The 20,792-nt window shown below is 61.5% G+C and carries 22 protein-coding genes; 2 read left to right on the top strand and 20 right to left on the bottom strand.

Annotation, left to right across the window (positions count from 1 at the left end):
- Positions 1-183 precede the first annotated feature (183 nt).
- A complete protein-coding gene (locus tag PSFL_RS25690; RefSeq protein ID WP_120732252.1) occupies positions 184-1,755 on the top strand; it encodes a flagellar hook-length control protein FliK in 1,572 nt (523 codons plus the stop codon).
- On the top strand, positions 1,752-2,081 hold the full coding sequence (locus PSFL_RS25685; protein WP_057958955.1) for an EscU/YscU/HrcU family type III secretion system export apparatus switch protein: 330 nt from the start codon (positions 1,752-1,754) through the stop codon (positions 2,079-2,081). Before PSFL_RS25690 ends, PSFL_RS25685 begins: the two co-directional genes overlap by 4 nt.
- 515 nt (positions 2,082-2,596) lie before the next feature.
- On the opposite strand, the gene PSFL_RS25680 is transcribed toward PSFL_RS25685, so the two are convergent.
- The 20 genes from PSFL_RS25680 to fliO all read right to left on the bottom strand — a co-directional run bounded on the left by PSFL_RS25680 (position 2,597) and on the right by fliO (position 20,792).
- Positions 2,597-2,989, bottom strand: a complete 393-nt coding sequence (locus tag PSFL_RS25680) for a DUF2802 domain-containing protein (RefSeq protein WP_057438822.1) — start codon at positions 2,987-2,989, stop codon at positions 2,597-2,599.
- Positions 2,990-3,472: a chemotaxis protein CheW gene (locus tag PSFL_RS25675; RefSeq protein WP_032859076.1), complete on the bottom strand. Its 483-nt coding sequence runs from the start codon at positions 3,470-3,472 to the stop codon at positions 2,990-2,992.
- Between the two features lie 75 nt (positions 3,473-3,547).
- Positions 3,548-4,348 carry a CheW domain-containing protein gene (locus tag PSFL_RS25670; protein ID WP_057438821.1) on the bottom strand — a complete coding sequence of 267 codons (801 nt, stop codon included), beginning with the start codon at positions 4,346-4,348 and terminating at the stop codon, positions 3,548-3,550.
- 138 nt (positions 4,349-4,486) lie between these two features.
- A complete protein-coding gene (locus PSFL_RS25665; protein WP_057438820.1) occupies positions 4,487-5,275 on the bottom strand; it encodes a ParA family protein in 789 nt (262 codons plus the stop codon).
- Positions 5,276-5,326: 51 nt separating this feature from the next.
- Positions 5,327-6,214 carry a flagellar motor protein MotD gene (motD, locus tag PSFL_RS25660; RefSeq protein WP_057438819.1) on the bottom strand — a complete coding sequence of 296 codons (888 nt, stop codon included), beginning with the start codon at positions 6,212-6,214 and terminating at the stop codon, positions 5,327-5,329.
- Between the two features lie 15 nt (positions 6,215-6,229).
- Positions 6,230-6,970, bottom strand: coding sequence for a flagellar motor protein (locus tag PSFL_RS25655; protein WP_029292570.1), 741 nt, complete (start codon positions 6,968-6,970; stop codon positions 6,230-6,232).
- On the bottom strand, positions 6,970-8,091 hold the full coding sequence (locus PSFL_RS25650) for a chemotaxis response regulator protein-glutamate methylesterase (protein ID WP_397470629.1): 1,122 nt from the start codon (positions 8,089-8,091) through the stop codon (positions 6,970-6,972). The genes PSFL_RS25655 and PSFL_RS25650 overlap by 1 nt, the downstream gene beginning before the upstream one ends.
- Before the next feature lie 49 nt (positions 8,092-8,140).
- The gene (locus PSFL_RS25645) at positions 8,141-10,375 is read right to left on the bottom strand and encodes a chemotaxis protein CheA (protein ID WP_397470628.1); all 2,235 of its coding nucleotides are present in this window, start codon (positions 10,373-10,375) and stop codon (positions 8,141-8,143) included.
- Positions 10,376-10,387: 12 nt separating this feature from the next.
- A complete protein-coding gene (locus PSFL_RS25640) occupies positions 10,388-11,176 on the bottom strand; it encodes a protein phosphatase CheZ (protein WP_057438816.1) in 789 nt (262 codons plus the stop codon).
- Positions 11,177-11,194: 18 nt separating this feature from the next.
- Positions 11,195-11,569, bottom strand: a complete 375-nt coding sequence (locus tag PSFL_RS25635) for a chemotaxis response regulator CheY (protein WP_005790040.1) — start codon at positions 11,567-11,569, stop codon at positions 11,195-11,197.
- Between the two features lie 167 nt (positions 11,570-11,736).
- A complete protein-coding gene (gene fliA / locus PSFL_RS25630; protein WP_029292560.1) occupies positions 11,737-12,477 on the bottom strand; it encodes an RNA polymerase sigma factor FliA in 741 nt (246 codons plus the stop codon).
- Positions 12,474-13,307: a flagellar synthesis regulator FleN gene (fleN, locus tag PSFL_RS25625; RefSeq protein WP_003192912.1), complete on the bottom strand. Its 834-nt coding sequence runs from the start codon at positions 13,305-13,307 to the stop codon at positions 12,474-12,476. Before fleN ends, fliA begins: the two co-directional genes overlap by 4 nt.
- Positions 13,308-13,407: 100 nt before the next feature.
- A complete protein-coding gene (flhF, locus tag PSFL_RS25620) occupies positions 13,408-14,724 on the bottom strand; it encodes a flagellar biosynthesis protein FlhF (protein WP_029292553.1) in 1,317 nt (438 codons plus the stop codon).
- An 11-nt stretch (positions 14,725-14,735) separates the two neighbouring features.
- Positions 14,736-16,850, bottom strand: coding sequence for a flagellar biosynthesis protein FlhA (gene flhA / locus PSFL_RS25615; RefSeq protein WP_178112294.1), 2,115 nt, complete (start codon positions 16,848-16,850; stop codon positions 14,736-14,738).
- Positions 16,851-16,994: 144 nt separating this feature from the next.
- A complete protein-coding gene (locus PSFL_RS25610; protein WP_169961362.1) occupies positions 16,995-17,198 on the bottom strand; it encodes a cold-shock protein in 204 nt (67 codons plus the stop codon).
- Positions 17,199-17,411: 213 nt separating this feature from the next.
- The gene (flhB, locus tag PSFL_RS25605) at positions 17,412-18,548 is read right to left on the bottom strand and encodes a flagellar biosynthesis protein FlhB (protein ID WP_115127664.1); all 1,137 of its coding nucleotides are present in this window, start codon (positions 18,546-18,548) and stop codon (positions 17,412-17,414) included.
- A 3-nt stretch (positions 18,549-18,551) separates the two neighbouring features.
- Positions 18,552-19,337, bottom strand: coding sequence for a flagellar biosynthetic protein FliR (gene fliR, locus PSFL_RS25600; RefSeq protein WP_057438813.1), 786 nt, complete (start codon positions 19,335-19,337; stop codon positions 18,552-18,554).
- A 4-nt stretch (positions 19,338-19,341) separates the two neighbouring features.
- A complete protein-coding gene (fliQ, locus tag PSFL_RS25595; protein WP_034099472.1) occupies positions 19,342-19,611 on the bottom strand; it encodes a flagellar biosynthesis protein FliQ in 270 nt (89 codons plus the stop codon).
- A gap of 3 nt (positions 19,612-19,614) precedes the next feature.
- Complete coding sequence (gene fliP, locus PSFL_RS25590) at positions 19,615-20,358, bottom strand: flagellar type III secretion system pore protein FliP (protein ID WP_057438812.1); 744 nt, start codon at positions 20,356-20,358, stop codon at positions 19,615-19,617.
- On the bottom strand, positions 20,358-20,792 hold the full coding sequence (gene fliO, locus PSFL_RS25585; RefSeq protein ID WP_057438811.1) for a flagellar biosynthetic protein FliO: 435 nt from the start codon (positions 20,790-20,792) through the stop codon (positions 20,358-20,360). The genes fliP and fliO overlap by 1 nt, the downstream gene beginning before the upstream one ends.

Below are 20,792 nucleotides of genomic sequence, written 5' to 3'. Positions count from 1 at the left end.
TTACGGTTCAAGTCGGCGGTGGAACGGCCGTTAAAGAGATGCACAATAACTGCATTGGCGGCCTGTTTTAGAGAGCTGGATCAATCAGTTGAGATGTTTTTGACCCGCTCTTTGAAGACGGGCGGCATTATACATGTGATGCCCTACTCTAAAGAGGGCAATTTCCTTGAGACGGCGGCCACGATGACCGGTGACATCAACCTTCCGACCCTGCCCCCTGCCCCGGCCTCCGGGCCCAGGCCTGCGCCTGCGGTGGGCGAACTGCTGAAACTGCTGGAGCCGCAGACTGGGTTGATCGACGCCGGCAAAACCGTGAACGCCGAGGTCCTGGCGCTCAAGCAAGGCGGTGAAGCCTTTCAGCTGTTGCTCAAGCTGACCCTTGAAGGTGGCCGGCAAACCCTGGTGCAGGCCGCGAGCAGCCAGCCACTGCCCCTGGGCAGCAACGTGGCGGTGAGCCAGACGGCATCGGGCGACCTGGCGATCAGCCTGCAGCAGGCCCTCAGCGCCAATGTTGCCGCCCTGACCCGCATCGACACCCACCAGTTGCCGGTGGGCACCTTGCTCCAGGCCAAGGTGCTGACCTCGCAGATGCTGCCCCAGGGCGCCGGGCAACCGGCGCTATACCGTTCGCTGGTGTCGGTGCTCAACAACGCCCTGAGCGGTACCACCCTGACCCTGGAAAGCCCGCAACCGCTGCGCGTCGGTAGCTTGTTGAGTGCCGTGGTGCAGGGTGCGCAGACCCTGGATTTCGTGCCCCTGAGCGGGCTGCGCGATCAACTGGCGGTCAGCCAGCAACTGGCCGCCCAGCAAAGCCGCCAGGCCTCGCTGGAAGGGGTGTTCAATGCCCTGAAAAACCTGCCCGATGACACCTCCGCACAATTGCGCGCAGCCGTCGATCGCCTGCTGGCCGGGCTGCCGGATGTGGCGCAGGTCAGCAACCCCAGGGTGCTGGCACAACTGCTGCACAACAGCGGCGTGTTCCTTGAAGCCAAGCTGCTGGCCGGGCAAAACCCGCAAGTGCCGCCGCTGGATATGAAGGGCAGCCTGCTGCGCCTGGTCAACGAATTGCTACCCGCCCTGCCCGCCAACACCAACCTCAATGCAATCCTGGCCGCCAATACCCTGGCGCAGATGCTGCCCAGCTTTGTCCGCAGCCCGCTGGGTACCCTCGGCCAGGTGGGCGCCCGCAACGCGCCGGGCGGCTTCCCATTGCCGGAGCGCCTGCTGCAGCGCCTGGACGGTGAAAACAGCCTGGAAAACCTGCTGCGCCTGGCCGCCGGCGCCATCTCGCGCTTGCAGAGCCATCAACTGTCGAGCCTGGAACAGAGTGGCACCACCGCCGATGGCCGCCTGCAAACCACCTGGCAACTGGAAATCCCCATGCGCACCTTGCAAGACATCGTGCCGCTGCAGGTCAAGTTCCAGCGCGAAGAGCCGGCGCCGGACAAGGACGAGCCGGAACGCAAGATCGAACGCGACGCGAAGAAGATGCTGTGGCGCGTGGAACTGGCCTTCGACATGGAGCCCCTGGGCCCCTTGCAGGTCCAGGCACAATTGAGCCAGGGCAAACTGTCCAGCCAGCTATGGGCCACCCGCCCCTACACCGCCAGCCTGATCGAAAGCCACCTGGGCAGCCTGCGCGAGCGCCTGGTGTCGTCGGGCCTCAATGTCGGCGACCTCGACTGCCACCTCGGCACCCCGCCCCGCGGGCCAAAGACCGGGCTGGAACAACGCTGGGTGGATGAAACCGCATGAAAAACCCCAACCCACCACGCCAGGCCATCGCCCTCAAATACGACGGCAAAGCCGCCCCCGCCCTGACCGCCAAAGGCGACGACGCCCTGGCCGAAGCCATCCTGAAGTTGGCGCGCGAACATGAAGTCCCGATTTATGAAAATGCCGAGCTGGTGAAACTGCTGGCGCGCATGGAGTTGGGTGACAGCATTCCCGAAGAGCTGTACCGCACCATCGCCGAGATTATTGCGTTTGCCTGGACGCTCAAAGGCAAGTTCCCGGCGGGGTATGACCCGAATGCCGAGCCAGTGGAGCGGGATGTGACGGCGCGCGGGGATGATTACTGACGTTTCGAGGATGCACACAGATCAAAAAATGTGGGAGCGGGCTTGCTCGCGAAAGCGGTGGGTCAGTCGGTACATGTATTGACTGACCCACCGCTTTCGCGAGCAAGCCCGCTCCCACATGGGAACTGCGGCGGGTGCTGGAAGTGGGGGCGACAAAAAACAAGTGTGGGAGCTGGCTTGCCTGCGATGGCGGCGGGTCAGTCGGTACAGCCTTGGCTGACACACCGCCATCGCGGGCAAGCCCGCTCCCACATGGGAATTGCGGCGGGTGCTGGAAGTGGGGGCGGTAAAAATAAGTGTGGGCTGGCTTGCCTGCTCCCACATTTGAATCAATAGCGTGTCAGCTTTTGTGCAACTCCCACATTGGAACTGCGGCGAGTGCTGGAAGTGGGGGCGACAAAAAACAAGTGTGGGAGCTGGCTTGCCTGCGATGGCGGTGGGTCAGTCGGTATATGTATTGACTGACCCACCGCTTTCGCGAGCAAGCCCGCTCCCACATTTGAATCAGTACAGTGTCAGCTTTTGTGCAACTTGCTCATCAACTGTGCCTCGGCCTGGGTCAGGCCGCAGGATTGGGTCAGTTCGTCCACCGTAGCGCCCATGCCCACCAGTTTTGCCGCCTGGGCAAAAGACAGGTTGGCCGGGTCGCGCTGTTCCAGTGCCGACAGTTTGTCGGGCAACGGGGCGAGGATGGCGCGCAGTTCGTGCACGTCCTCCCCTACCCGCACGGCGCTTTGCTGGTAGTTGTCCACGCGCTTGGCCATCTCGCGCAGGCGCTGGTCACGCACGGCGTCGCGCTCGGCCTGTTGCAAGGCCAATTCGCGTTGCTGGCGCATATGGCGCAGCAATACCACTACAGTCCCGACCCACAGCAGGGCCAGGACGATTACCGCTACCTCAAGCATCAATCAGATGTTCTCCAGGTCCGACCACTCTTCTTCGCTCATCATCTTGTCCAGCTCAACCAGGATCAGCAGCTCGCCGTTCTTGTTGCACACACCCTGGATAAACTTGGCCGATTCTTCATTGCCGACATTCGGCGCGGTCTCGACTTCCGATTGGCGCAGGTAAACCACTTCAGCCACGCTGTCGACCATGATCCCGACCACTTGCTTGTCGGCTTCGATGATGACGATACGCGTGTTGTCGTTGACTTCAGTCGGCATCAGGCCAAAACGCTGGCGCGTGTCGATCACGGTCACCACGTTGCCACGCAGGTTGATGATGCCCAGCACGTAGCTCGGCGCACCCGGCACTGGCGCGATTTCGGTGTAGCGCAGCACTTCCTGCACGCGCATCACGTTGATGCCGTAAGACTCGTTGTCCAGCTTGAAGGTTACCCATTGCAGAATCGGATCATCCAAACCCTGTGCGGACGCTGACTTATTCATACCCCTGACCCCTTCAAATACCGTTGATAACGGCGTGTGTTCTTCTTTGGCAGCACCGTGGTACTGCGCCTCTTATCAAGTACGTTTGTTACCTGGCAGATCTTTTACCGCGCCGCTGGCTATCAGCTCCGCCAATTCGGCGACATCCAGCAGCGCGCACATATGTTCGATCACGGTGCCCGCCAGCCATGGCCGCTGGCCACGGTGGCTGCGCCATTTGATTTCATTGGGGTCCAGGCGCAGCGAACGGCTGACCTGATGCACCGCCAGCCCCCATTCGTAGCCCTGCACCGAGATCACGTATTGCAGGCCCTGGCGGAAATCGTCGCGATAGCGGTCGGGCATCACCCAGCGCGCAGTATCCAGCACCTTGAGGTTGCCGGCCTGGCTCGGCAGGATCCCGAGGAACCACTCCGGCTGGCCAAACAACGGCGTCAATTCCTGGCCTTCCAGGGAGTAAATCGACCCCAGGCACACCAGCGGCACCGCCAGGGTCAACCCGGCCACATCGAACAGCAGGCATTCGAACGACTCGGCAGCCCACGCTGGCCGACCATCGGTTTCCACCGGTGGCGGCGTAATGCTCGGCGGTCGATGCACCTCGGCCACCGGCGGCACCAGCACCAGGGGTGCAGGCGTTTCCACAACCGCGACGGCGACAGGCACCGCCAACGCATCACGGGCCTGCTCTTCGAGGACCGCCAGTTGAAACTCATCCAGGCTGGCCTCAGCCTCGACCACAGGCACCGCCAGCACTTCATCCAGCACCAGGATCGGCTCGACCAGCACTTCCTCGGTCGCATCCTGCAGCAGTGCGTCCAGGTAGGACTGCAGCGCCAGTTGCGGCCGGGTCTTGATATCGACAGGACGATTCATCTGTATGCCCACGCGCACGCACCGTTAACCGTGTATTCAAAGGTTATCGGCCTGCCCGCGCTCGGACTTGAATCAAAAGTCCGTGACATCAGGCAAAACCCATCGCGGGCAAGATTCGCTCCTACAGGGTTGTTCATTTCACGCCACCTGCGCCACAAGTTGCTGGGCCAGCAGATGCTTGAGCAAGGCGCGGTACGCCAGCACGCCACGGCTTTTGCCATCGAATTGCGAGGGCGCGAGGCCGGCGCGGCTGGCGTCACGCAAGCGCGTGTCCACCGGGATATAGCCTTGCCAGATGGTCTCGGGGTAAGCATCGCGCAGTACGCGCAGGGTGCCGAGGGAGGCCTGGGTGCGACGGTCGAACAGGGTCGGCACGATGCTGAACGGCAACGCCTGTTTGCGCGAACGGTTGATCATCGCCAGGGTGTTGACCATGCGCTCCAGGCCCTTGACCGCCAAGTGCTCGGTCTGCACCGGGATCACCAGCTGCTGGCTGGCCGCCAGGGCATTGACCATCAGTACGCCGAGCAATGGCGGGCTGTCGATGATGGCGTAGTCGAAGTCCTGCCAGAGTTGCGCCAGGCTCTTGGCGATCACCAGGCCCAGGCCGCTCTGCCCCGGCGACTGGCGCTCAAGGGTGGCCAGGGCGGTGCTGGAGGGCAACAGGGAAATCTTCTCGTTGCTGGTGGGCAGCAGCAGTTGCCCGGGCAAGCCTGCGGGGACGCTGCCCTTGTGCAGGAACAGGTCAAAGCAGCTGTGTTCCAGGGCATCGGGGTCGTAGCCGAAATAGCTGGTCATCGAGCCATGGGGATCCAGGTCGACAATGACCACGCGCTTGCCCGCCTCGGCCAGCAGGCCGGCTAAGGCGATGGAGGTGGTGGTCTTGCCGACCCCACCTTTTTGATTGGCAACTGCCCAGACTCTCATTCGGATTGTTCCTCCCGGCAGGCACTGGCTCGACCGAGAAATAGCACGAGGTTATAGAGCCGGTGACAGAGAATTGACGGCACTCTCACGAACCGGCGGCTTTACGGGCGTCGGTGCAGTTTGTGTGCCAGCCCGCTTCATTGCAGCATCAGGTTGTGCATTGGCCGCACCGGTGGCAGTCAGGCTGCGCCGCACATCGAGGTTGCGCGACACCACCAACACTACCCGTCGGTTGCGCGCGCGACCTTCGGCCGTCGCATTATTGGCCACCGGCTGGAATTCGCCGTACCCCACCGACGCCAGGCGCCCGGGGTTCACACCCTGCATCGCCAGCATGCGCACGATGCTCGCCGAGCGCGCCGACGACAGTTCCCAGTTGGTGGGAAATTGCGCGGTATGGATCGGCTGGTCATCGGTAAAGCCTTCGACGTGGATCGGGTTGTCGAAGGGTTTGAGGATGGCCGCCACCTTGTCGATGATGCTGAAGGCTATGTCGCTGGGGATGGCATCGGCGCTGGCGAACAGCAGGCTGGAGTTAAGCTCGATCTCCACCCACAACTCATTGCCACGAATGGTCATCTGGTTGGAGCTGATCAGGTCGCCAAACGCCGCGCTGATATCGTCGGCGATGCTCTTGAGCGGGTCGCTGCCGCCACTGATGCCGGCGTCAGTCTCGTCGCTGTCCTTGACCAGGGGTTTGGCCGGGGTGGTGGTCTTGGGCCGTTCGTCGCCAATGGGAATCGGTTTGAGGGCCCGGTCCGAATCGGTAAATACGCCTACCAGGGCTTCGGAGATAACCTTGTACTTGCCTTCGTTGATCGAGGAAATGGAGTACATCACCACAAAAAAGGCGAACAGCAAGGTGATGAAGTCGGCGTAGGACACCAGCCAGCGTTCATGATTGACGTGCTCTTCAGGCTCGCGGCGGCGACGGCTCACAGGCAATACCCCCCATCAATCCATGAAGCCCTGGAGCTTCAATTCAATGGAGCGTGGGTTCTCACCCTCGGCAATCGACAGGATGCCCTCCAGCAGCATTTCCCGGTAACGGGACTGGCGCATGGCAATGGATTTGAGCTTGCTGGCAATCGGCAGCAGCAGCAGGTTGGCACTGGCCACGCCATAGATGGTGGCGACGAACGCCACGGCAATGCCGCTGCCCAGTTGCGAGGGGTCGGCCAGGTTGCCCATCACGTGGATCAAGCCCATCACCGCACCGATGATGCCGATGGTCGGCGCGTAGCCGCCCATGCTTTCAAAGACTTTGGCCGCGTTGATATCGCGGCTTTCCTGGGTGTAGAAGTCCACTTCGAGGATGCTGCGGATGGCTTCCGGCTCGGCGCCGTCCACCAGCAGTTGCAGGCCTTTGCGTGCGTAGCTGTCGGGTTCGGCATCGGCCACGCCTTCCAGGCCCAGCAGGCCCTCCTTGCGCGCGGTGAGGCTCCAGTTGACCACGCGGTCGATACCGCCGGCCAGGTCCACGCGTGGCGGGAAAATGATCCACACCAGGATCTGCATCGCCCGCTTGAATGAGCTCAGGGGCGACTGCAACAGCGCCGCGCCGACGGTGCCGCCGATCACGATCAGCGCCGCCGGACCGTTGGCCAGCGCGCCAAGATGGCCGCCTTCCAGGTAGTTGCCACCGATAATGGCGACAAACGCCAGAAGGATCCCAACCAGGCTCAACACATCCATCAGTGACAGGCCTCCACCAGGTGCTTGCCGATGTCATCCAGGCTGTAGACCGCGTCGGCCAGGTCGGCCTTGACGATAGCCATGGGCATGCCATAGATCACGCAACTGGCTTCGTCCTGGGCCCAGATCGAGCTACCGCCCTGCTTGAGCAGGCGCGCGCCTTCACGACCGTCGGCGCCCATGCCGGTGAGGACCACCGCCAGAACTTTGTCACCGTAGGACTTGGCCGCCGAACCGAAGGTGATATCCACGCACGGCTTGTAGTTCAGGCGCTCGTCACCCGGCAGGATTTTCACCGCGCCGCGACCGTCGACCATCATTTGCTTACCACCGGGGGCCAGCAACGCCAGGCCTGGGCGCAGGATGTCGCCGTCTTCGGCTTCCTTGACGCTGATGCGGCACAGCTTGTCCAGGCGCTCGGCAAAGGCCTTGGTGAACGCGGCGGGCATATGCTGGATCAACACGATGGGCGCAGGGAAGTTGGCCGGCAACTGGGTCAAGACGCGCTGCAAGGCCACCGGGCCGCCAGTGGACGTGCCAATGGCCACCAGCTTGTAGGCCTTGCGCTTGGGCGCGGGCGACGAGGCACTGGGCGCCGGCGCACGCGTCGGGGGCACGGCAGGCCGTGCCACCGGGGCAGGAGCCGGGCGCCCGAAACTGCTGCTGGTCGGTGCCGGCGCCGGTACCGGGGCGGGAGCCACCGGCGCGCGGAAGCTGCTGCGGTTGCTGCGCGAGATGCTGTGCACCTTCTCGCAGAGCATCTGCTTGACCTTTTCCGGGTTGCGCGAGATGTCTTCGAAATTCTTCGGCAGAAAGTCCACGGCGCCAGCGTCCAGCGCGTCGAGGGTCACCCGGGCGCCTTCGTGGGTCAGCGACGAGAACATCAAGACCGGGGTCGGGCAACGCTGCATGATGTGGCGCACGGCGGTGATGCCATCCATCATCGGCATCTCGTAGTCCATGGTGATCACGTCCGGCTTCAATGCCAGGGCCTGATCAATCGCCTCTTTGCCATTGGTGGCCGTACCGACCACCTGGATGTTGGAATCCGCTGAAAGAATTTCCGAGACGCGGCGGCGGAAGAAACCCGAATCGTCCACCACCAGAACCTTGACTACCATAACCACTCCGTTAGGCCGGGCGAGGGACAACCGCCCTGCCCGGGCCGAATCAAATACGCCGTGCGGCGTAACGCTTGAGCATGCTCGGAACATCGAGAATCAGCGCGATCCGACCGTCACCGGTAATGGTCGCACCCGACATGCCTGGCGTTCCTTGCAGCATCTTGCCCAATGGCTTGATGACTACTTCTTCCTGGCCAACCAGTTGATCGACGACAAAGCCGATACGCTGGGTGCCCACGGACAGGATCACCACGTGGCCTTCGCGCTGCTCTTCATGAGCGGCAGACGCCACCAGCCAACGCTTGAGGTAGAACAGAGGCAGGGCCTTGTCCCGCACAATCACCACTTCCTGGCCGTCGACCACGTTGGTGCGCGACAGGTCGAGGTGGAAGATTTCGTTGACGTTGACCAGCGGGAAGGCGAACGCCTGGTTGCCCAGCATCACCATCAGGGTCGGCATGATCGCCAGGGTCAACGGCACCTTGATGACGATCTTCGAACCTTGGCCCTTGGTCGAGTAAATATTGATCGAGCCATTGAGCTGGCTGATCTTGGTCTTCACCACGTCCATGCCCACGCCACGGCCGGACACATCGGAAATCTCGGTCTTGGTCGAGAAGCCCGGGGCGAAAATCAGGTTGTAGCACTCGGTATCGGTCAGGCGGTCGGCGGCGTCCTTGTCCATGACGCCGCGTTTGACCGCGATGCCGCGCAGGATATTGGAGTCCATACCTTTGCCGTCATCGGTGATCGACAGCAGGATATGGTCGCCTTCCTGTTCGGCCGCCAGGATCACTTTGCCCAGGCGCGGCTTGCCGCTGGCTTCGCGCTCTTCCGGAGTTTCCACGCCGTGGTCGACCGCGTTGCGCACCAAGTGGACCAACGGGTCGGCCAGGGCCTCGACAAGGTTTTTGTCAAGGTCGGTCTCTTCACCCACCAGTTCCAGGGCGATCTCTTTTTTCAACTGCCGGGCCAAGTCACGCACCAGGCGCGGGAAGCGCCCGAAGACTTTCTTGATCGGCTGCATGCGCGTCTTCATCACCGCGGTCTGCAGGTCGGCAGTGACCACGTCGAGGTTCGACACGGCCTTTTGCATGGCTTCGTCGCCACTGCTCAAGCCCAGGCGTACCAGGCGGTTACGCACCAGCACCAGTTCGCCGACCATATTCATGATGTCGTCCAGGCGCGCGGTATCGACCCGCACGGTGGTTTCGGCTTCACTGGCCGGGGCTTTGTCGGCAGGTGCCGGAGCGCGGGCTGGCGCCGGGGCGGCGGCACGGGCGGGAGCCGGTGCGGCGGCCTTGGCAGCAACGGGTGCCGGCTTGGCCACCGCTGCGGTGGCGGTCGCGGCGGCTGCGGCGGCAGGTGCCACCTCGGAAAACTTGCCCTTGCCGTGCAACTCGTCCAGCAGGGATTCGAATTCGTGATCGCTGATCAGGCCATCCGCCGCCGGAGCGGCAGCCGGCACCGCAGCCGGCACCGCAGCCGGCACCGCAGCCGGTGCAGCCGCAGCCGCCGCAGCGACTGCCGGCAACGCCTCGGCAGCAAACGAGCCCTTGCCATGCAACTGATCCAGCAGTGCTTCAAATTCGTCGTCGGTGATATCGGTGCTGGCCGCTGGCGCAGCAGGCTCCACCGGCTTCGGTACGGCTGCCACGGCGTCCGGGGCGAACTGGCCCTTGCCGTGCAACTGGTCGAGCAATGACTCGAACTCGGCGTCGGTGATGTCTTCGGTGGTCGGCACCATCGGCGGCGCAGCTGCGGCCGGGGCTTCTGCCTCGGCCTTGACCGCATTGAGGGAGTCCAGCAGTTGCTCGAACTCGCTGTCAGTGACGTCGGGTTCGGCCACTGGCTCAGGCGCCGCCTCAACCACCGGGGCGGCAGCTACCGCGCCAGGCTCTGCCAGGCGCGCCAGGGCGGCCAGCAGTTCCGGAGTGGCAGCCGTAATCGGTGCGCGTTCGCGCACTTCATTGAACATGCCGTTGACCGCGTCCAGGGCTTCGAGGATCACGTCCATCAATTCCGAATCAACGTGCCGCTCACCCTTGCGCAGGATGTCGAACACGTTTTCGGCGATGTGGCAGCACTCCACCAGCTCATGGAGCTGGAGGAAGCCGGCGCCCCCTTTTACAGTGTGAAAACCGCGAAAAATTGCATTGAGCAGGTTCGCATCATCCGGTCGGCTTTCCAGCTCGACCAGTTGCTCGGACAACTGCTCTAGAATTTCGCCGGCCTCTACAAGGAAATCCTGAAGGATTTCTTCATCGGCGCCGAAGCTCATATTGCGTGCTCCTTAGAAGCCTAAACTGGACAGCAAATCGTCTACGTCATCTTGACCTGACATAACGTCTTCACGTTTATCGGCATGAATCTGCGGACCTTCACCCTTGGCGAGGTGTTTTTGTGGATCTTTTTCCGAGAGGATCGCTTCGCGGTCGTGTTCGATACCGGCAAAACGGTCGACCTGGCCAGCCATCAGCACCAGTTTGAGCAGGTTGCTTTCCACTTCGGTGACCAGCAGGGTCACGCGCTTGATCACCTGACCGGTAAGGTCCTGGTAATCCTGGGCCAGCAGAATGTCATTGAGGTTGCTGGAAACCGTGCGGTTTTCCTGCTCGCTGCGTGACAGGAAGCCTTCGACCCGACGCGCCAGGTCACGAAATTCTTCAGCGCCCACTTCGCGCCGCATGAAGCGGCCCCAGTCGGTGCTCAACGCCTTGGCCTCGTTGGCCATGCCGTTCACCAGGGGCGTGGCGTTTTCCACCAGATCCATGGTGCGATTGGCTGCCGCCTCAGTCAGCCTGACCACATAGGACAGGCGTTCGGTGGCATCAGTGATCTGCGAGATTTCCTCGGCCTGGGGCATGTGCGGGTCGATCTGGAAATTGACGATCGCACTGTGCAACTCACGGGTGAGCTTGCCCACTTCCTGGTACAGGCCGCGGTCGCGGGTCTGGTTGAGCTCATGGATCAACTGCACTGCGTCGCCGAACTGGCCTTTTTCCAGGCTTTCGACGAGTTGGTGAGCATGTTTTTTCAGGGTCGACTCAAAGTCGGCCTGCGATGATTCTTTATGCTCCATAGCTCCCCCGTGGCAGCATCAATGACCGATGCGTTCGAAGATTTTTTCAATCTTCTCTTTCAAGGCCAGTGCAGTGAATGGCTTGACCACGTAGCCGTTGACCCCGGCCTGGGCGGCTTCGATGATCTGTTCACGCTTGGCTTCAGCGGTCACCATCAGCACAGGCAGGCTGCGCAGCTTTTCATCAGCGCGCACGTGGCGCAGTAGATCAATGCCGGTCATGCCAGGCATGTTCCAGTCAGTTACCAGAAAGTCGATGCTCCCGCTGTTGAGGATCGGAATCGCCGTAATGCCGTCATCCGCCTCGACCGTGTTAGTGAACCCAAGGTCACGCAACAGGTTTTTTATGATCCGCCGCATCGTTGAGAAGTCATCAACGATGAGGATTTTCATGTTCTTGTCCAATTCGACCTCCAAGCAGTCTTAAACGCGTCCAGCACCTGGGCGCGCCATATCATTCAACAGGCATTACACAAAAAGGACTGCTGGGCACATCACGGGCCGCTCCCGCCGGGCTTGCGCCCTGGCGGTTATCGTTCGCAGTGTCCCCACACTGCCTGTCAGCGCGCTCGCCACTCTCCCAAACGCCCCCGCAAGCGGGCCGCGCATTGGCTATGAAGCTGGCTGACCCGCGATTCGCTGACCCCCAGGACCTCACCGATTTCCTTGAGGTTCAGCTCTTCGTCGTAGTACAGCGCCAACACCAGCCGCTCACGTTCCGGCAGATTGGCAATCGCCTCTGCCAGGGCGCCCTGGAAGCGTTCATCTTCCAGGTCGCGTGAAGGCTCCTGGTGAGCACTCGCGCCATCCTCATGCAGCCCTTCATGTTCGCCGTCCTGTAGCAGGTCGTCGAAACTGAACAGGCGGCTGCCCAAGGTATCGTTCAAAATCCCGTAGTAATCGTCGAGACTCAATTGGAGTTCGGCCGCAACTTCGTGATCTTTAGCGTCGCGACCGGTTTTTGCTTCAATTGAGCGAATTGCGTCACTCACCATCCGGGTATTGCGGTGGACCGAACGCGGCGCCCAATCACCTTTACGCACCTCATCGAGCATCGCGCCACGGATACGGATACCCGCATACGTCTCGAAACTCGCACCCTTGCTCGCGTCGTACTTGGTCGACACTTCGAGCAGGCCGATCATGCCCGCCTGGATCAGGTCTTCGACCTGGACACTGGCGGGCAGGCGTGCCAGCAGGTGGTAGGCAATGCGCTTGACCAGGGGCGCATAGCGCTCGATCAATTCGCCCTGGCTGTCACGCGCCGACTTTTTGTAAAGGTTGTAGCCGCTGGCTGTCATAGCACCGGTCCTGCACTCGTCTGATGCACCAATCGCTCGACGAAAAACTCCAGATGCCCCCGGGGATTGGCGGGCAGTGGCCAGGTATCGACCTTCTGAGCAATTGCCTTGAACGCCAACGCGCATTTCGAACGAGGGAACGCTTCATAGACTGCACGCTGCTTTTGCACAGCCTTGCGCACACACTCGTCATAGGGAACTGCGCCGACGTATTGTAAGGCGACATCGAGGAAGCGATCCGTGACCTTGGTCAACTTGGCGAACAGGTTGCGCCCTTCTTGCGGGCTCTGGGCCATGTTGGCCAGCACGCGGAAGCGGTTCATGCCGTAGTCGCGGTTGAGCAGTTTGATCAGGGCGTAGGCGTCGGTGATCGAGGTGGGCTCGTCGCAGACCACCAGCAACACTTCCTGCGCAGCGCGCACGAAGCTGACCACGGACTCGCCAATCCCGGCGGCGGTGTCGATCACCAGCACGTCGAGGTTGTCGCCGATATCACTGAAGGCCTGGATCAGGCCGGCATGCTGCGCCGGGCTCAGATGCACCATGCTCTGGGTGCCGGAGGCGGCCGGGACGATACGAATCCCCCCAGGCCCCTGCAACAGCACATCGCGCAGCTCACAGCGGCCCTCAATGACATCGGCCAGGGTATGTTTGGGCGTCAGTCCCAGCAGAACGTCAACGTTCGCCAGGCCCAGGTCGGCATCCAGCAGCATGACGCGGCGGCCAAGCTCTGCCAGGGCCAGGGACAAATTCACTGACACGTTAGTTTTCCCGACGCCACCTTTGCCGCCGGTCACCGCGATCACCTGTACGGGATGCATGCTGCCCATGTTCTTTCTTTACCTTGTCTTGCTTAGCCGCAGGCTACATAGGGTGGCCGCGGTAGCAGACCATCAATGTAGGTACATTGCACTGTGTTCATGTTGCCTTTCAGCCGACCCGTTTGGCTGGGTTGTGATAGAGGTCGGCGAACATATCCGCCATCGCCTCTTCACTGGGTTCATCCTGCATTTGCACACTGACCGCACGGCTGACCAACTGATGACGGCGCGGCAGATGTAAGTCATCCGGGATCCGCGGCCCGTCGGTCAGGTAGGCGACCGGTAATTCATGGCTGATGGCAAGGCTCAACACTTCGCCCAGGCTTGCGGTTTCATCCAGCTTAGTCAGGATGCAACCGGCCAGCCCGCAACGCTTGTAGCTGTGGTACGCAGCAGTCAGAACCTGTTTTTGGCTGGTGGTTGCAAGTACCAGGTAATTTTTCGACTTGATCCCGCGCCCGGCCAGGCTTTCCAGTTGCATGCGCAATGCCGGGTCGCTGGCTTGCAGGCCGGCGGTATCAATCAGCACCACGCGCTTGCGCAGCAGTGGGTCGAGGGCGTTGGCCAGGGACTGGCCCGGGTCGACATGGGTCACCGGCACATTGAGGATCCGGCCCAGGGTCTTGAGCTGTTCCTGCGCGCCGATGCGGTAGCTGTCCATGCTCACCAGGGCAATGTTGTGGGCGCCGTACTTGAGAACATAACGGGCGGCCAGCTTGGCCAGGGTGGTGGTCTTGCCCATGCCGGCAGGGCCGACCATGGCAATCACGCCACCTTCTTCAAGGGGTTCGATTTCCGGGGTCTGGATCATCCGCGCCAGGTGCGCCAGCAACATGCGCCAGGCTTGGCGAGGTTCTTCAATGCCGGTGGTCAGCTCCAGCAGGTCGCGGGACAACGGGCCGGACAGGCCAATGCGTTGCAGGCGGCGCCAGAGGTTAGCCTGTTGCGGCTTGCTGCCCTGCAACTGGTTCCAGGCCAGCGAGCCCAACTGCACTTCCAAAAGCTCGCGCAGGCCATTGAGTTCAAAACGCATCGAGTCAAACACGCGCTGGTCAACCGCAGCGGCCGGTGCTGGCGCGGCGGGACGTGGCGGCTCGACAAAAGTCGGCTCTACCAGTGGCTCGGCCGCCGTCAGCGGCAGGCCGGCAAACAATTGGCGATTAGTGGTCGCATCGCTGTCGCCCCGCATGCTCAGTTCGGCCTGGGCCGAGACAATACGCGAGGCGGTCTTGCGCAACTCGTCTTCGAGTTCCATGTTCGGTACACGCGGCGCCAGGGCCTGGGGTTTGTAATCCAGGGCAGCCGTCAGCTCGACACCGCCGGCAATGCGACGGTTACCGATAATAGCCGCGTCGGCGCCCAGCTCATCACGAACCAGCTTCATGGCCTGACGCATATCGGCGGCGAAAAAACGCTTTACTTGCATAACCCACTACCTCAGCCGTTGGGCCCTACTGTCGCGACGATAGTCACTTGCTTATTGTCAGGAATTTCCTGGTAAGCCAAAACGTGCAAATTCGGTACTGCCAGGCGTCCAAACCGCGACAACATCGCTCGGACGGGGCCTGCCACCAGCAGAATCACCGGTTGGCCCTGCATTTCCTGGCGCTGTGCGGCGTCGATCAACGAACGCTGCAGCTTTTCAGCCATGCTTGGTTCCAGCAGAACGCCCTCTTCCTGGCCTTGCCCTGCCTTCTGGATACTATTGAGCAATATTTGTTCCAACCTTGGTTCCAAGGTGATTACAGGCAGCTCAGAGTCAAGCCCTACAATGCTTTGGACGATTGCACGCGACAATCCGACGCGCACCGCCGCTACCAACGCGGCAGTATCTTGACTCTTGGCGGCATTGTTGGCGACAGCCTCGGCAATGCTGCGAATGTCCCGCACCGGCACCTGTTCGGCCAACAGCGCTTGCAACACCTTGAGCAGTTGCGACAGCGACAATACCCCCGGCACAAGCTCTTCAGCCAGCTTAGGCGAGGCTTTGGCCAGCAATTGCATGAGTTGCTGGACTTCTTCGTGACCAATCAGCTCGTGGGAGTGCTTGTACAGAATCTGGTTGAGGTGCGTGGCGACCACGGTGCTGGCGTCGACCACGGTGTAACCCAGGGACTGTGCCTGGCTACGCTGGCTGACTTCGATCCACACCGCGTCCAGGCCAAAAGCCGGATCTTTGGCGGTTATGCCGCTGAGGGTGCCGAATACCTGGCCGGGGTTGATCGCCAGTTCGCGGTCGGGGTAGATCTCGGCTTCGGCCAGGGTCACGCCCATCAGCGTCAGGCGGTAGGCGCTGGGGGCCAGGTCGAGGTTGTCGCGGATATGCACGGTGGGCATCAAAAAGCCCAGGTCCTGGGACAGCTTCTTGCGCACGCCCTTGATCCGCGCCAGCAACTGGCCGCCCTGGTTGCGGTCCACCAGAGGAATCAGGCGGTAGCCGACTTCCAGGCCGATCATGTCGATGGGGGTCACGTCATCCCAGCCCAGCTCCTTGGTTTCCTGGGCGCGGGCCGGCGATGGCAGCAGGTCTTGCTGGCGCTCCACCTCTTTCAAGGCCTGGACCTTGATGGTGTTTTGCTTCTTCCAGAACAAGTACGCCCCGCCGGCGGCCAGGGCGGCCATGGTCAGGAAGGAGAAATGCGGCATGCCCGGCACAATGCCCATGATTGCCATAATGCCGGCCGCCACGGCCAGGGCCTTGGGCGAAGCGAACATCTGGCGGTTGATCTGCTTGCCCATGTCTTCGGAGCCGGACGCACGGGTCACCATGATCGCCGCAGCTGTAGATAACAACAGTGATGGCAATTGCGCCACCAAACCGTCACCGATGGTCAGCAAGGCGTACACCTTGCCCGCATCGCCGAAGGTCATGCCGTGCTGGAAGATACCGACCGCCATGCCGCCGATCAGGTTGATAAACAGAATCAGCAGGCCGGCAATGGCGTCGCCGCGCACGAACTTGCTGGCGCCGTCCATGGAGCCGTAGAACTCGGCCTCCTGGGCCACTTCCGAGCGGCGGGACTTGGCCTGGTTCTGGTCGATCAGGCCGGCGTTGAGGTCGGCGTCGATCGCCATTTGCTTGCCGGGCATGGCGTCGAGGGTAAAACGCGCGCTCACCTCGGAAATCCGCCCAGCACCCTTGGTCACCACCACGAAGTTGATGATCATCAGGATCGCGAACACCACGATACCGACCACATAGTTGCCGCCGATCACCACCTCGCCGAAGGCCTGGATCACCTTACCGGCGGCGGCGTGGCCGTCCTGGCCGTGCAGCATCACCACCCGCGTAGAGGCCACGTTAAGGGCCAGGCGCAGCAGCGTGGCAACCAGCAAAATGGTGGGGAAGACCGCAAAATCCAAAGGACGCAGGGCGTACACGCAGACCAGCAGAACGACGATGGACAGGGCAATGTTGAAGGTGAAGAACACGTCCAGCAGGAACGGCGGCATCGGCAACATCATCATTGCCAGCATGACCAACAGCAACAGCGGCACGCCCAGATTGCCTCGCGAGAGGTCTGCCAGGGTGCCACGGGCTGTGCTGAACATATTAGAGCGATCCACCGGTATTCCTCGTCACCTTGAAGCAAACTTTTGACGCCGAGAGGCGTCCTGAAGGCGGTATTGCAAGAAGCCTTCCAACTTTTGCTTCAGGGACGAGATCGTTCCCACGCAGGAGCGTGGGAACGATCATCAGAGTGGACGCACGTTTGATGCCTGCTTGCCTTTCGGACCCTCTACAACTTCATATTCCACCTTCTGGCCCTCCGCCAGCGACTTGAAGCCGCTGCTTTGAATGTCCGAGAAGTGCACAAACAGGTCCTCTCCTCCGGCGTCTTGTGTGATGAATCCAAAGCCCTTTGAATCGGTAAACCACTTCACTGTGCCCGTTGCCATTGCCGTTCTCCCGAATCCGCATGTTCCCGGTCTATCAAAGCGCCCTGCACGGGGGCTGGCTACTGTCAAAGTTGACAGGTCGGGAGGGAGCTGGACGAACGGCAAGCATCTGTTCCGACGCCATCGCGGGTAAGCCCGGCTCCCACATTGGAATGCGATCAAATGTGGGAGCCGGGCTTACCCGCGATAGCGTCGGAAGAGGCAGCAGAAGACTCAGGAATCGCGACGCAAATCCGGCGGAATCGGCAAGTCCTTGAGCGGATCCGGACGCTTACCCTTGCCGGCACGGTATTGGCGGATCTGATACACGTAGGCCAACACCTGGGCCACCGCCAGGTACAACCCGGCCGGGATCTCGTGGTCGAGGTCAGTGGAGTAGAAGATCGAACGCGCCAGCGCCGGCGATTCCAGCAGCAGGATGTCATTGGCCTGGGCGATTTCGCGGATTTTCAAGGCAGTGAAGTCGCTGCCCTTGGCCAGCAGCAGCGGCGCGCCGCCCTTCTCTGCGTCGTACTTGAGCGCCACGGCGTAGTGGGTCGGGTTGGTGATGACCACGTCGGCGTCGGGCACCGAGGCCATCATCTTGCGCTGGGACATTTCGCGCTGCAGCTGGCGAATCCGCTGCTTCACTTCCGGCTTGCCTTCCTGATCCTTATGCTCGTCGCGCACTTCCTGCTTGGTCATCAGCAGTTTCTTGTGGCTTTCCCACAGCTGGATCGGCGCATCCACTGCGGCAATCAGGATCAGGCCACACGCCATCCACAATGAGCTCCAGCCCACCAGTTGCACGCTGTGGATGATTGCCAGCTCCAGCGGTTCATGGGCGATGCGCAGCAAGTCGTCGATATCGGACTTCAACACCACCAGCGCCACGAACAGGATGATAAAGAACTTCGCCAGGGCCTTGAGCAACTCCACCAACGCCTTGGCGGAGAACATGCGCTTGATCCCGGCCCCGGGGTTCATCCGGCTGAATTTGGGCGCCAGGCTGCCGGCCGCAAACAGCCAGCCCCCCAGGGAGATAGGCCCGATGATTGCCGCCAGCAACAACGTGATCAGCACCGGTTGCGCGGCCAGGATCGCGATTTTCCCCGAGTGCAGCAGGTAGATGCCCATGGCGCGCGGGTCCAGCAGCACATCCCTGGGTAGGGAGAAATTGTGCTTCATGATCTCCATCAGGTCCTGGGCCAGGCCGCCGCCGTAGATCAGCAGGCCACCGGCCCCGGCGAGCATCACCGCCAGGGTGTTGAGCTCTTTGGAACGGGCGATCTCGCCCTTTTCCCTGGAGTCTTTTTTACGTTTCTCCGTGGGGTCTTCTGTTTTGTCCTGACCACTCTCGCTCTCGGCCATGGCTCAGCGCGCCCGTGCCAGATCACGTAAAAACTGCAAGGCGTCACTGGCCAGCGGTTGATACTGATTGAGAATGTCGGCCAGGCCGATCCAGAAAATCCCCATGCCCAACACCAGGGTCAGCGGGAAACCAATGGCGAAGATGTTCAGTTGCGGCGCGGCGCGGGTCATCACCCCAAAGGCGATGTTGACCACCAGCAGCGCGGTGATCGCCGGCAATACCAGCAACAACGCCGCGCCCAGCACCCAACTGAGGCGCCCGACCACTTCCCAGAAGTGGTTGACGATCAAGCCCTCGCCCACCGGTAAGGTGGTGAAACTCTCGGTAAGGATTTCAAAGGCCACCAGATGACCGTTCATGGCCAAAAACAGGAGGGTCACCAGCATGGTCAGGAACTGCCCGATCACGGCCACCGACACGCCGTTGGTAGGGTCGACCATGGACGCGAAGCCCATGCCCATCTGGATCGAGACGATTTGCCCGGCAATCACGAAGGACTGGAAAAACAGGGTCAGGGAGAAACCCATCAAGGCACCGATCAGAATCTGTTCGGCGATCAGCAGCAGCGCACTGAGGTCCAGGGCATTGACCGGCGGCATCGGTGGCAGTACCGGCACGATGACCACGGTAATCGCCACCGTGAAAAACAGCCGTATGCGCTTGGGCACCAGGGTGGTCCCGAACACCGGCATGGTCATCAACAAGGCGCCCACGCGAAACATCGGCAGGATAAACGAGGCCACCCAGGTGCTGATCTGAGTGTCGGTCAACGCCAGCAAGGACTGCATCGGGTCAGCCAATCAACTGCGGAATACTGCCGTACAACTGCAGGATGTATTCCATGAAACTTTGCACCAGCCAGGGGCCGGCCACGATCAGGGTGACCAGCATCACCAACAGGCGCGGAAGGAAGCTCAAGGTCTGTTCGTTGATCTGGGTGGCGGCCTGAAACATCGCCACCAGCAGGCCCACCAACAGGCTGGGCACCACCAGCACGGCGACCATCACGGTGGTCAGCCACAGGGCTTCACGGAACAGGTCGACTGCGACTTCAGGTGTCATGCGCTAAACCCCGCCAAAACTGCCAGCCAGGGTGCCGATAATCAGCGCCCACCCATCCACCAGTACAAACAGCATGATCTTGAACGGCAACGAGATAATCAGCGGCGACAGCATCATCATACCCATGGCCATCAGCACACTGGCCACCACCAGGTCGATGATCAGGAACGGAATAAAGATCATGAAGCCGATCTGGAATGCCGTTTTGAGCTCCGAGGTGACGAACGCCGGTACCAGGATGGTCAAGGGCGCCTGATCCGGGCTGGCGATATCGGTGCGCTTGGACAGGCGCACAAACAGTTCCAGGTCGCTGGAGCGGGTCTGGGACAGCATAAAGTCCTTGATCGGGCCCTGGGCCTTTTCCACCGCGTCCTGGGCGGTCATTTTCTCCGCCAGGTAGGGTTGCAGGGCTTGCTGGTTCACCTTGTCGAATACCGGCGCCATGATAAACAGCGTCAGAAACAGCGCCATGCCGGTAAGGATCTGGTTCGATGGGGTCTGCTGCAGGCCCAGGGCCTGGCGCAGGATCGAGAACACGATGATGATCCGGGTGAAGCTGGTCATGAGCATGACGAAGGCCGGGATAAAACTCAGCGCCGTCATGATCAGCAGGATCTGCAGGCTGACCGAATACTCCTGGGCCCCGGCCGCATTGGTGCCCAGGGTGATCGCCGGGATCGACAACGGGTCGGCGCCGAACGCCAGGGGCGCTGCCAGTAACAGCATGAGCGCCAATAGAACGCGCATTACTTCTTATCCTTCTGGTCCTTGCCCATCAGCTCCATCAGGCGCTGGGCGAACTCCGGTGTGGCGGCCTCGGTCTGGGCCACGCTCACGGGATGCTTGAGCACGTGCAACGGGGTAATCCGGCCAGGGGTGAGACCGAGCAGGATCTGCTCTTCGCCCACCTGCACCAGTACCAGGCGATCACGCGGCCCCAGGGCCCGCGATCCCACCAGTTCGATGACCTGGGCATTGCCCGGACCAATGCGCTGCACCCGGCGCAACAGCCAGGCGAGGAAAAAGATCAACCCCACCACCAGCAACAGGCCCAGCACCAACTGAGTCAATTGCCCAGTCACGCTGCTGCCGGCGGCCGGCGCGGCGACCTGGGCCACCGGTTCAGCCGCCATCACGGCCAGCGGCAACGCCCACAACAGTCCCAACCACCGGCGACTCAT

This window comes from Pseudomonas sp. DD1 (assembly GCF_044510355.1).
GTDB classification, from domain to species: Bacteria; Pseudomonadota; Gammaproteobacteria; order Pseudomonadales; family Pseudomonadaceae; genus Aquipseudomonas; species Aquipseudomonas shahriarae.
This window is presented reverse-complemented; position numbering and strand designations above follow the sequence as displayed.